This is a genomic window from Nitrosospira multiformis (assembly GCF_900111585.1).
In the GTDB taxonomy this organism is placed as follows: Bacteria; Pseudomonadota; Gammaproteobacteria; order Burkholderiales; family Nitrosomonadaceae; genus Nitrosospira; species Nitrosospira multiformis_B.
The window spans coordinates 16,627-28,301 of sequence record NZ_FOHI01000001.1 but is presented as its reverse complement, the minus strand read 5'-3'; the positions used below and the strand labels follow the sequence as shown (position 1 = coordinate 28,301).

Annotated in this window: 10 protein-coding genes; 7 read left to right on the top strand and 3 right to left on the bottom strand. The window is 55.2% G+C overall.

What is annotated here, in order from left to right:
• The first annotated feature begins 376 nt into the window (after positions 1-376).
• Genes BMW46_RS00135 through BMW46_RS00125 form a run of 3 tightly spaced genes read left to right on the top strand, consistent with a single transcriptional unit; the run spans position 377 to position 2,286 of the window.
• Positions 377-1,024, top strand: a complete 648-nt coding sequence (locus tag BMW46_RS00135; protein WP_074703683.1) for a MotA/TolQ/ExbB proton channel family protein — start codon at positions 377-379, stop codon at positions 1,022-1,024.
• Positions 1,011-1,412 (top strand): ExbD/TolR family protein, encoded by a 402-nt coding sequence (locus BMW46_RS00130; protein ID WP_074703682.1) that lies wholly within the window; start codon positions 1,011-1,013, stop codon positions 1,410-1,412. The genes BMW46_RS00135 and BMW46_RS00130 overlap by 14 nt, the downstream gene beginning before the upstream one ends.
• 10 nt (positions 1,413-1,422) lie before the next feature.
• Positions 1,423-2,286, top strand: coding sequence for a hypothetical protein (locus BMW46_RS00125; RefSeq protein WP_074703681.1), 864 nt, complete (start codon positions 1,423-1,425; stop codon positions 2,284-2,286).
• Positions 2,287-2,423: 137 nt separating this feature from the next.
• Here BMW46_RS00125 and BMW46_RS00120 read toward each other — a convergent pair whose 3' ends face one another.
• On the bottom strand, positions 2,424-4,253 hold the full coding sequence (locus BMW46_RS00120) for an alpha/beta hydrolase family protein (RefSeq protein ID WP_074703680.1): 1,830 nt from the start codon (positions 4,251-4,253) through the stop codon (positions 2,424-2,426).
• Positions 4,254-4,511: 258 nt separating this feature from the next.
• Between BMW46_RS00120 and BMW46_RS00115 the strand changes: the two genes are divergently transcribed.
• Both BMW46_RS00115 and BMW46_RS00110 read left to right on the top strand, forming a co-directional pair.
• Positions 4,512-6,290: a RecQ family ATP-dependent DNA helicase gene (locus tag BMW46_RS00115; protein ID WP_074703679.1), complete on the top strand. Its 1,779-nt coding sequence runs from the start codon at positions 4,512-4,514 to the stop codon at positions 6,288-6,290.
• On the top strand, positions 6,280-6,876 hold the full coding sequence (locus BMW46_RS00110) for a diguanylate cyclase (RefSeq protein ID WP_074703678.1): 597 nt from the start codon (positions 6,280-6,282) through the stop codon (positions 6,874-6,876). Before BMW46_RS00115 ends, BMW46_RS00110 begins: the two co-directional genes overlap by 11 nt.
• A gap of 10 nt (positions 6,877-6,886) precedes the next feature.
• On the opposite strand, the gene BMW46_RS00105 is transcribed toward BMW46_RS00110, so the two are convergent.
• Both BMW46_RS00105 and BMW46_RS00100 read right to left on the bottom strand, forming a co-directional pair.
• Positions 6,887-7,207, bottom strand: a complete 321-nt coding sequence (locus BMW46_RS00105; RefSeq protein ID WP_074703677.1) for a hypothetical protein — start codon at positions 7,205-7,207, stop codon at positions 6,887-6,889.
• 47 nt (positions 7,208-7,254) lie between these two features.
• On the bottom strand, positions 7,255-8,268 hold the full coding sequence (locus BMW46_RS00100; RefSeq protein WP_074703676.1) for a methyltransferase: 1,014 nt from the start codon (positions 8,266-8,268) through the stop codon (positions 7,255-7,257).
• A 573-nt stretch (positions 8,269-8,841) separates the two neighbouring features.
• On the opposite strand from BMW46_RS00100, the gene BMW46_RS00095 reads away from it, so the two are divergent.
• Both BMW46_RS00095 and BMW46_RS00090 read left to right on the top strand, forming a co-directional pair.
• Positions 8,842-9,678, top strand: a complete 837-nt coding sequence (locus BMW46_RS00095; RefSeq protein WP_074703675.1) for a glucose 1-dehydrogenase — start codon at positions 8,842-8,844, stop codon at positions 9,676-9,678.
• A complete protein-coding gene (locus BMW46_RS00090; protein ID WP_074703674.1) occupies positions 9,675-11,558 on the top strand; it encodes a glycoside hydrolase family 15 protein in 1,884 nt (627 codons plus the stop codon). The genes BMW46_RS00095 and BMW46_RS00090 overlap by 4 nt, the downstream gene beginning before the upstream one ends.
• Positions 11,559-11,675 lie beyond the last annotated feature (117 nt).

The following is an 11,675-nucleotide window of genomic DNA, read 5'->3' as shown; positions in this document are numbered from 1 at the left end:
GATGCTCTTTTGCAAGAACGATTCGACTCGGAAAAACTCGGAAAAAACAGAGCTATGAAACCCTAAAACGGGCCGGATGAATAGCTGTAAGATTTTACAGGGTGGCAGGATGAAAATTAGGCTGGAGTGTTTGATCGAAACTTTCCACAGACCGAAAGCGACAGAATGGAAGCAGCCTGATCTGTAAATTTCCCCTATTCGTGGAAAAGGAAAGCGCGTCTTCTTGCACCGCGCCCCACCGCTCTCACCGCATCATAAACATGCACCTGGTGGATGGAGAGCGTCCTCCCCAGCTGCAGGAAATTGCAAGGCCTGAAGAGACAGTTGTCGACAATTTAATCAACATGGGACTTATCGTCCCCGCTCGGAGATAAACATGCAGGAACTGAATGCAACCTGGACCGCGCTGAAACTCGGCGGCTTTACCGTTGTGCCGCTGTCATTGCTGGCGGTGATCGCATTGGCGATCATGCTTGAAAAGGCGTTCATCTATTGGAAGTTTGCCCGCCTGTCTCACGACCTGCTGAATCTGGTTGAGACTTACGGCTTTGCATGGGCCGATCTGGAAAAAATACTCTCCGGATTGGATGATGGCCACTACTACAAGCGCTTCTTCGAGGTTGTGATCAGTAACAGACACCATCCGTCCTGGTGGACGGAGTCGCGCGCGGCAGACGAAGCCCAGTTAATCGAGACATCGCTGGGACGCCGGTTGTGGGTATTGGAAACGATCGTCACCGCAGCGCCTCTGCTCGGGCTTGTCGGAACCGTTATCGGCATGATGCGCGCTTTCCAGGTCATCGGTGGCGAAGGGGTAGTCAACCCCACGGCTGTGACGGGAGGAGTAGCCGAAGCGCTTATCGCCACCGTCGTTGGCCTCCTGATTGCGCTGATTGCACTCTTCGGCTTCAATTACTTCTCTCGCCTTCAATCCCAAACGATGGATGAGATGGAACGACTGGGCACGCGCCTCATCGATCATATTCGCCTGGATCAGGAGGAGAGCGGTCATGAAGCGGCGTAAACCCAGGGAATACCGCAGGGGGCGCATCGAAATCATCCCAATGATCGACGTGATGTTTTTCCTGCTTGCCACATTCATGCTATCGTCATTATCGATGCAGAATCTCGATTCGCTGCAGGTGAATCTGCCGCAAGGCGAGGCCGAGAAACTCACCGCCAAAACGCCAGTTACATTGACCTTGACGAGTGACAGTAAAATCTTTGTTAACCGCACGCCCGTGACCCTGGAGACCCTGGGTGACACTCTCAAACCACTGCTGCGCGATTCCGAACAGAAAGTGGTGGTATCGGCAGACAGCGACGCACCGCAAGGGATTGTCGTGCAGGCGATGCTGCGTGCTCGTAGTGCGGGCGCACAGCACTTTTTGATCGCCGTCAAACACGAGTAATTCCGAACACATGCTCAAGTCCGGATCGAGGGAAATCCGCATCTGGTGGCCCCTGCCGCTGGCGTCTGTCCTCTGGGTGATCATCATCTGGGCGTTCGGGTTCTTTCTCACCGCGCCCGAGGTGGAGATCAAGGGGCCTCCAGCAATCGAGGCCAGCTTCGTGGAACTGGCTGAAGAAATACCCGAACAGAAGGTGGCGCCGGCTGCGCCACCCAGTCCCAAGGCCCCTCCTGCGCCCAAACCTCCTCCTAAGCCTCGGCCTCAACCGCGGCTGGGAGAAGGAGGAACCAAGCCGCTGAAACCCAAACGGGAAAAAGCAATGGAAAACCGTGAGGGCAGCAAGGAGCGCACGCCGGTTCAGAAAACTGTTCCACAGGCTTCTCCAGAGACTGAACGCCCAAAAGACCTGCTGGCATATATGAATGAGGCGCGGGAGCGGCGGCGGGCAGGCGGAATTTTCGAGGATGAACCCGCTGAACCTGAGGCGGTCGAGCGCGAGCCTTCCGAAGAAGAACTGCGCATGGCTAACGTGATGCGCAACCTCAAGGAGCCTGGCGCAAGCGGGATATTCCAGATCATCAGGATGGGGCCGCGAACGGCACAGTTTCTGTTTCGTGCCTGGAAGAAGGATAGCAGCGTTCCCCGCCGGGAGTTGGTGGAAGTCGATGCCGGGCCCGGTGGCGATATTCAACGGGCCATCGTTCAAAAAATGATCGAGTTGATTCGGCAATACCACAAAGGGGATTTCAACTGGGAATCCTATCGCCTCGACCGGGTGGTCGTCCTCTCCGCCCGGCCGGAAGACAGCAAGGGTCTGGAGGATTTCCTGATACGCGAGTTTTTTGGAGAGGAGGCTGCCCCGCGACGGCGATGAAGATCGTCCTGACGGGCGAAGCTATTCTCTATCCCATGTACTACATTACGGTGGGAGCAAGCAGCGGACCCAGCCCGCCCTACACCGGTGATACCGGACGGCTGGAGGAAGGACGTTGTCCTACTTTTCCAGCCGGCTTACAGTCTTGTTCCATCACCTTTCAGATACTTGTCCAGAAACTCCAGTATTCGGCGATTGGCCTCGATCTGGTTCTTTTTCTTGGTAAAACTATGGCCTTCATCAGGGAAAACAATATACTCCACCGGAATACCATGCTTTCTGACCGCCTCCACCATTTCATCGCTCTCGGCCTTGACCACACGTGGATCATTGGCTCCCTGAATGACCAATAAAGGCTTTCGTATTTCCCTGGCGTGGAACAGGGGGGAAGTCGCAACAAGAAAATCGATGTCCGCCACCGGATCTCCAATTTCATCATAAATGGCTTTGCGGACGGACTCCCAGTAAACAGGAATGCTCTCCAGGGTACGCAGCCAGTTGCTGACGCCGAAAATGTCCACCCCTACCTTGAAAGCTTCAGGCCGGAACGCGAGGGCTGCAAGTGTCATGTAACCGCCATAGCTCGCGCCCATGATACCGATGCGCTCACGGTCGATGTAACCGAGGCTGGCCAGAAAGGTCTTCGCTTCCACACAATCCCACAAGGGCTCCCGTCCGTGCTTGCGGTTGGCCGCGGTAAAGAAGGTTTTACCGTAGCCGGAGCTGCCCCGGTTATTGATGCCCAGCACAGCATATCCGTGGTTCACGAGGTACTGAATCTGGGCGCTATAACCCCGCATGGTCTGTCCGCCGGGTCCTCCATGAACGTACACGATCGCAGGCACCTTGCTGGTGCCCGATGCTTCATGGGGCTTGTAATAGATGGAGGGAATCATCATTCCATCGAAGGAGCGGAACCGCACCACTTCCGCCTCCACCAGATCTGATGGATCGATCTCCTTGTTCAGGCTCTGCGTGAGCTGACAGAACTGCCCGGTATTGAAATCGTGCACGAACAGATTATCGGGAGAGCGATCGCCATTTACGTAGAAGGCCATACGCGTGCTGCTCTGCGAAAAGACCACACCGCGGATTTCTCCTTGGGGCAGCGCCGGCAGTTTTACAGGTTTCTCCCTCTCTCCATCTTCAATTTCGGCAACACGAACGACGATACTTCCATCTGCGTTGATGCCAGTTACCCGGAATCGGCCATCGTATGAAAAATAGGTGTACATCACGTCCCACTCAGCGCTCTCGTGGTCGCAGACGACCCCTGAGGTGAGATCATAGGTACGCAAATGCTTGAATTCGCTTCCCTCTGTGGTAAGAAAGAAGAGCTTGCGCGAAGCGGAATCGAAGGTCTCAGCATGGAAACTGATGGAGCCTTCGTGCGGCGTGAGATGCCTTACTTCCTGTTTTTCGACATCGAGCAGGTAAATGTCACTGTCGGATGCAGTATGCGACCGGTTCAGCGCAATCCAGCGCTCATCGCGGCTGATGGGGCCAAGATCGAACCCCTGGTGATTCTTGTACAGCAAGGTTCGCGCAAAAGTCTCGGCATCATAACGGTATACATCGAAGAATCTGGCATCGCGCTCGTTGGTAGCGACGTAAAAAGCATGTCCATCGGGGCTCCAGCCCATGAATTGCGCCTTGAGCTTTTCTCCCGGAGTCAGATCTTCTTCCTCGCCGTCGGGAGCGAGCAGGAACAAATGATAATTTTCATCGCCATGATAATCCCGTGTAATCAGTACCCGATCATCGTGCGGAAAGAAGCTGACCGAAAACGTGGTATCGATGGGGGAGCAGGTCAACGGCTCTGCCGTACCACCCGTCACTGGCAGCGTGTAGGCATTGAAAATACCCGATTCATTACTGCTGAACAGGATGCGCTCCTCATCCGCGCTGAACGACGCCCCCATTATTGAGGTCGTCGCCATGAATTGTTCGATGGTATAGCGTTTCATATCGAGAGTCCCGCAATGCTGGATTTGGGTTTTGGCTCGCGATAAACCTGAATAGAGCTGGAAGGAGCCGGGGATCAAACAATTGTCTGCCCAGCTTCCGGTAAATAAGCGAAGCGGGCATCCATATCATTATTAAAAGCACATCGCTGAGATTATATATTAGGCGCCGCACGGAACCACTCCCCATTTTTCTTCATCATCTGCAGATGCATAAAGCGCAGCAACTGAGTTCAACCGGAAGAAAATGCGAACAGAGCAATGACAACCAAAATTCACGATATGGAAAGTCCTGATGCTGATAAGGAGGGACCGGATCAGGATGATCTGGAGGAAAGCCTGCATCAGATATTTGGCCTAGCACACCTGCGTCCCGGCCAGAGAGAGGTCATCGAAAGTGTCTTGAACGGGCGGGACACGCTTGCCGTGATGCCCACCGGGGGCGGTAAGTCCCTGTGTTACCAGTTGCCTGCACTCAATCTGCCGGGCACGGCGATTGTCGTTTCCCCCCTGATTTCACTGATGAAAGACCAGGCCGAGAAGCTTGAAGAGATCGGGGTTGACGCGGCACAAGTCAACAGCATGCTGAATGCAGAACAGGAGTCGGAAGCGCTGGAGAATATTCGCAATGCAGATAGCGATGTCGTATTTGTGACGCCTGAACGGGTGTCCCATCCGGATTTCATCGCCGAGCTGCAGGCCATCCCGATAAATCTATTCGTCATTGATGAGGCGCACTGTATTTCCCAATGGGGGCACGACTTCCGTCCGGCTTATCTGGGACTGGGAGACGCGATCAAGGCATTGGGAAAGCCAACGGTACTCGCGCTGACAGCCACTGCTACACCTGAGGTCATCGAGGATATTGCGCAACAACTCGGGCGTAATTCCATACATGTGGTCAACACCGGCATCTACCGGCCCAACCTGAATTATTCAGTCGTACAGGTTACGAATCCGGAAGAAAAGCTGGAGAAGCTGCAAGATTTGATTCAGAAAAGCCAGGGAAGCGGAATCATTTATACAGCCACGGTGAAAGCAGTGGAAGAGCTCGCTGCAACACTCGCCGGAACGATTGATGGCATCGCACTCTACCACGGCCGCCTGCCGCGCAAAACGCGTACAGAAAACCAGGAAACCTTCATGGAAGGCAAAAGCAGGATCATGGTTGCAACGAATGCTTTTGGCATGGGAATCGACAAACCCGATATCCGCTTCGTGGTGCACTTCCAGATGCCTGGCACACTCGAAGCATACTACCAGGAGTCGGGCCGCGCCGGCCGGGACGGCAAAACGGCCGAATGCACGCTGCTTTACGACGCGCAGGATAAGCGCATTCAGCAATTTTTTCTGGCGCGGCATCACCCCGACCAGGAGGACTTGCGCGAAGTGTACAAAGCGGTGCAAGACTTATCGTCCGGCTCGCCGGCAATCAGGGTCGAGCAGCTGCAAGAGAAAATCGACAAATTTTCGGTTCGCAGACTGCAGGTGATGCTTAGACTGTTGGAAGAACACGGCATACTCATGCGGGACAAGGCGCTGGACTATCGCCTGCACAAAAAGGATGTGAAAGCGGAAGACCTGGCCAGACTCGCGGAAGATACGCACAGGAAAGCGGAGCATGAGCGGGAGGCTCTGGAACGCATGGTATTTTATGCCCAGAGCGGTTTTTGCCGCTGGAAGGTGCTGCTGGAGTACTTTGACGAGGAAGTCGAGTGGAACCATTGCGGCCACTGCGATAACTGTATCAATCCGCCGGAGAACGAGCTTTCAGCGTACCCTGTTCAAAGACAGGATAAAACGGGGCAGATGGCCCTTGGCACCGATAAATCGCCCCCCGAGAAGGAGGTGACTGTGGGGGATGAGGTTGAGGTCGAGAAAGTGGGCAAAGGCAAGGTCGTGAGCATCCGCTACGACATGGTGACAGTCCTTTTCCCTGACAGTCAAACACGCACTTTTATGAAAAACTACGTAAGGCCCCTCCAGCAAGCATCGGAGAATAAGGGCAAGGAGTTCCTGGGGAGGATACATGCTGAATGATCCTGTTGTTCTCATCCTGATGTACTTTATTCTGCCACTTTGGCTGGCGGCCGGATTCGCGGATTGGCTGTGCCATCGTGTGTCTCATATCGAAACAACCAGCGGGGCAAAGGAGTCTGTCTTCCATCTCATCATGCTCGCCGAGATGGGCCTGCCGTTGCTTGCCGCCATCTTCCTTCAGGTAAACGCCGGCATTATCGCCTTCATGATTGCCGCCTTTTTCCTCCATGAGATCACCGCGCTTTGGGATGTGAGCTACGCGGTAAAGGTACGCAGGGTCTCACCCATTGAGCAGCACGTGCACAGCTTCCAGGAGATGATTCCACTCATGGCAATCCTGCTCTTGATCTCCCGTCACTGGGGGCAATTCCAGGCACTTTTCGGGTTCGGACCCGAAACACCGCGGTTCGACTTCTCCTGGAAGGAAGAGCAGCTACCAGTAATTTACATAATTTCCATCATGACGGTTGCGCTACTGTTCGAGGTCATTCCCTTTGTAGAGGAGTTCTTTCGCGGGCTGCGCGCGAACCATGGGAAGGTTGTGCCGACGAAAGCCTGGACGGGCGACGAAGAGAATCCCGAGTAGGAAAAAAGAGTCAGGATTGAGACTTTTCCGTATCGTTGCACCTGATTTGCCACAAAAGCTCCCCATCCTTATCTAGAGCGCGCATCGGGTCGAGGATGATGGGTGTTTGCTGATCAATGAGCACGTAGCCATTCTTGCAAATTTCATTGGCGCCCTTCGTCAACGTTCGAGTTGCCCAATCCCGGCTGTTGGCACAGGGTCCCATGCGGGTTTTAATGAAATAATGGGTAGCTCCATCCCTCAATTTCATCGAACTTTGCGTGTATTCAGGAGTGCCTGCACAGGCATGGAGTAACGGAACGGCCAGTAGTGCAAAGACCTGGATTTTCATGATTTCCGAATATGGGCGAGACTGGCGGAATGAGGGCGGAAGGACGTTTATTTGATGCCGACCACCATGGAATCCGCACCAACAAGGGGTTCCACGCGAGTATTGGAAAAACCTGCCTCTTTCATCCATCCCATGCAATCCGCGCCGGTGAAATCGAAACCTCCCGGTGTTTCTATCAGCATGTTCAGGCTCATCATCAGGCCGAACGCGTTCAGTGACCGGTCATCGTCTATGAGAGACTCATACACGACGAAAGCGCCGCCTGCCGGGAGCGCATCGAATGCCTTCTGGGTAAGCATTTTTTTTGTAGAGAGGTCCCAGTCATGCAGGATATGGCCCATCAGCACCACGTCTGCCCTAGGCAGGTCTTCCTCGAAGAAATTACCAGGCACGAAAGAAACTCGATCAGCCACGTTCGCAGCTTGAGCGTACTGCTCGAAAATCGGACCTACCTCCGGGCGGTCGTAACCCATCCCGCGCAAATGAGGATTGGCAAGAGCAATCTGCACAGCGAGGTCCCCCTGTGCCGTGCCGACATCAACGAACGTATGATAGCCCTGCCACGGAAAGGCGCGTGCAATAGTCATGTTCGCCGCGCGGCTCACTCCAGTCATGGCGGCAAGAAATTCTTTCAATCCGACAGGATCGGCATAAAGCTTCTCGAAGAGATCGGCCTCCCCCGTCCTGATTTCGTTCTGCGGTTTGCCAGTCTGGAGCGCCTCGGTAAGATTGCTCCAGATCGGATAGAGGCGGCGATTCGCCATCTCCAGAATGCCGCCAATGTACGATGGCTTGTTGCGGTCGAGAAACAGATCGGTTTCGGACGTATTGCTGTAACGTTCACCTTCGCGTTTCAGAAAGCCTAACGCTACAAGGGCATCAAGGAAGTCACGCGCGCCGCGTGGATGCAGTCCTGCCTGTTCGGCCAGGGCATCCAAACTCAGTGAACCTTGCGCCAATCGAGTGAACACATCCAACTCGACCGCAGAAAGCAGGGTCTTTGCCGGCCAGAAGGCCATACCGGTTTTAAGAATATTTTCCGGGGTAAGCTGGTTTGTCATTTATTTTCCTGAGCAAATGATAATGGCTAAAAAGCGGAGTATTTCATGTACTCGCGGGTTTCTCACCACAACGCGCGTTACGCCTGTTTCGGTACTGTTGGCCCTGTAAACAGGAAACGGGAATTGCGGCTGGATATATCATACCTATGTTGCCCGGATTTGCCATGAAGTCAATCCGAAAGAAGATGTACGGGTCGAATCCCCGAGTTTTGCTGAGTGAATCAACTCCTCCTTCAAAGAAACAAACCCAATTCAATTCTTTCTTCTGCCTGGGTTCGAGTTTGACGCTCTTGTGAAGGCGTGCTACTTTGAAATCAACGCCCCCCGAATTACAAGATTCACAGGACCTCTGTCTGTAATCGTCGTCTGAGACACCCGGAAAGCTTTAGGAATCGAAGCTGCTTCGAGAGTCCGGGATAAGTTGTTTGGTGGTTCATGAGCCGCTCCCGGCGCTTCGACTCGTCGACCCGCCTCAAGCGGGAAGCGGCGGGAGCATATCAAGGCAGGCGCTTTGTACCGGTTCAATTCTTCGATCAACAGGGTAGCTATTGAGGATCAGGGAAAAGAATTCCAATGAACACAAAACAGCGCGCGATCAGCAAGGATACGTTCGGCCTTTCTGGACAAATCGCCCTGCTAACCGGTGCGTCTTCAGGCATAGGCCGCGCTTGCGCTCTCGCGCTGGGTCGCGTGGGCGTGAAGGTGGTAATCAATCATCTTCGTGAGGCCAGCAACGAGGCAGCCGAGGTATGCCGAGAAATAAAAGACGTCGGTGGGGACGCTTTTGCCTATGCCGCCGATGTGAGCAACGAGGCTCAGGTCGCGGCAATGTTCGCGGAGACGGTTGCACGCTTCGGCACCCTCCATATCCTGGTGAACAACGCCGGAATCGAGAGCAGTGCGAAATTCCAGGAGATGACGCTCTCCCAGTGGCAGAAGGTGATCGATGTGAATCTCACGGGAATATTTCTCTGCTCCCGCGAAGCTATCCGCGAATTCCTGCGACGGGGCGCGCAACCCGACGTGTCACGGGCAAGCGGCAAGATCATATGCATGAGTTCCGTGCATCAGGAGATTCCCTGGGCATTCGAGGCTAACTATGCAGCATCCAAAGGAGGCGTGGATCTGCTCATGCGTTCGCTCGCCCAGGAGTTTGCCCCTCAGAAAATCCGCGTCAACGCGGTGGCTCCCGGCGCCATCCGTACTCCCATCAATCGCTCTGCATGGGAGACAGAAGAGGCGATGAAAAACCTGCTCGATCTTATTCCGTACAAGCGTATCGGTGAACCTGACGATATTGCGCAGGCTGTGCTGTGGCTTGCTTCGGATCTGTCGGATTACATGAACGGAGCGACAATGTTCGTCGATGGTGCAATGTCCACCTATCCGGCATTCCGTGGCGCGGGATGAGCAAACCGATCGAGGAATACGGATTCATTGGCAACATGCTGAGCGGAGCACTCGTCGCCCGTGATGGCTCGATGGATTGGCTTTGCCTTCCACGGTTCGATTCCGACGCATGCTTTGCCGCACTGCTGGGGACATCCAAGCATGGTTACTGGCAGATTTCCCCGGCTGGCGAGAGCAACCGGCCTAGCCGGCGCTATCTGCCCCATGCGCCGATCCTAGAAACCACCTTCGAGACAGAGGGTGGCATCGTGACGCTCGTGGATTTCATGCCGCTTTCCAATGATCCCGAGAGAGTCGACGTCGTTCGCCTTGTGCAGGGGGTGTCAGGCAAGGTGGCGATGCGGATGGATTTGGCCCTGCGCTTCGGCTACGGCAAGACCATTCCCTGGGTACGCCGCCGCGACTATGGCATCCATGCCGTTGCCGGCCCGGATGCGGTGGAATTGGCAACTCCTGTCACCCTTCGCGGCGAGGACATGCGCACCGTTGCCGAGTTCGAGGTGGGAGAAGGCGATGTTATCCCCTTCACGCTCGCCTATCATCCCCTACATCGGGAGCCCCACTTCATTGACGACGCCAGGAAGAGACTCGAGCACACGCTCGCCTGGTGGCGGGAATGGACCCGTATCTGCCAGCTCTCGGAGTTCGAGGAACCCGGATGGAACGATGCAGTCGAGCGCTCGCTCGTTACGCTCAAGGCGCTCTCCTACCAGCCAAGCGGAGGCATCGTCGCAGCACTTACGACCTCTCTCCCCGAAGAGCTCGGCGGAGTCCGAAACTGGGATTACCGCTACTGCTGGATCCGCGACGCCACCCTCACGTTATATGCATTCATGAATGCAGGACGCTTCGACGAGGCCGGGGCATTCAGGGAATGGATGCTCCGAGCTGCCGCGGGCGCCCTTGATCAGATGCAGATTATGTATGGGATCGAGGGTGAACGCCGTCTGACTGAAATCGAACTGCCCTGGCTGCCGGGTTACGAGAACAGCCTCCCCGTGCGCATCGGCAACGGCGCACATGACCAGATTCAGGTAGACGTGTTTGGCGAACTGATGGACACACTTTATACTGCCCGCAAGTCGCAACTCGGGCCGCATCAGGAAGCCTGGCGGTTCCAGCAAGCGCTTCTTTCCCGACTGGAGAGTCTTTGGCGTGGGCCAGACCAAGGCATCTGGGAGGTGCGCGGTGGGGCCAAGCACTTCGTCTATTCGAAAATGATGGCTTGGGTCGCGTTTGATCGAGCCGTAAAGGCTGTGGAGCAATTCGGCTTCCCTGGTCCTGTGGGGAAATGGCGCACGCTCCGCGACGAAATTCATCGGGAAGTGCTGGCGCGCGGCTACGATAAGGAACGGAACACATTCGTGCAGCATTACGACGGCGTGGGGCTGGATGCCTCCCTGCTGCTGATGGCGGAAGTAGGATTTCTGCCACCGGACGATCCCCGCTTTCGGGGAACGGTAGAAGCCATTGAACGCGACCTGATGGAAGATGGACTCGTGCTGCGCTATCGCGTTGGCGAAACCAAAGACGGGCTCGCCGGCGAGGAAGGAACTTTTCTCGTTTGCAGCTTCTGGCTTGCTGATGCCTATACAATGATTGACCGCGGTCACGACGCGGCAGTTCTTTTCGAGCGCCTCCTGTCTCTACGCAACGACCTCGGACTTCTTGCCGAGGAATACCACCCCCGTCACCGACGCCAGCTGGGAAACTTCCCCCAAGCGTTTTCCCACGTGGGTTTGATCAATACCGCGTACAATCTTCGCCGCATCAATGGCCCCGCCCAGCAGCGCGCCGATCGCAGCGCGTCGCCTCATGCCACTCACACCTCCTGGACCGGAACTGCCGGCGAGCAGCACCGCGAACGATCGATAGACTGACCTCCCTTTCAAAGTTCCACAGGACTTTTTCGACGCGGCGAAACACGATGCAGAGAAAAGCAGTCTGCCTGCCGACAAACATCTATAAGCCAAGACTACCTACCAGCACTGAAGCCC

Coding starts and splice junctions, on each gene's coding strand:
- BMW46_RS00100 (WP_074703676.1), bottom strand. CDS start 8,268: ATGACAAACCAGCTTACCCCGGAAAATATTCTTAAAACCGGTATGGCC.
- BMW46_RS00125 (WP_074703681.1), top strand. CDS start 1,423: ATGCTCAAGTCCGGATCGAGGGAAATCCGCATCTGGTGGCCCCTGCCG.
- BMW46_RS00105 (WP_074703677.1), bottom strand. CDS start 7,207: ATGAAAATCCAGGTCTTTGCACTACTGGCCGTTCCGTTACTCCATGCC.
- BMW46_RS00130 (WP_074703682.1), top strand. CDS start 1,011: ATGAAGCGGCGTAAACCCAGGGAATACCGCAGGGGGCGCATCGAAATC.
- BMW46_RS00120 (WP_074703680.1), bottom strand. CDS start 4,253: ATGAAACGCTATACCATCGAACAATTCATGGCGACGACCTCAATAATG.
- BMW46_RS00110 (WP_074703678.1), top strand. CDS start 6,280: ATGCTGAATGATCCTGTTGTTCTCATCCTGATGTACTTTATTCTGCCA.
- BMW46_RS00090 (WP_074703674.1), top strand. CDS start 9,675: ATGAGCAAACCGATCGAGGAATACGGATTCATTGGCAACATGCTGAGC.
- BMW46_RS00135 (WP_074703683.1), top strand. CDS start 377: ATGCAGGAACTGAATGCAACCTGGACCGCGCTGAAACTCGGCGGCTTT.
- BMW46_RS00095 (WP_074703675.1), top strand. CDS start 8,842: ATGAACACAAAACAGCGCGCGATCAGCAAGGATACGTTCGGCCTTTCT.
- BMW46_RS00115 (WP_074703679.1), top strand. CDS start 4,512: ATGACAACCAAAATTCACGATATGGAAAGTCCTGATGCTGATAAGGAG.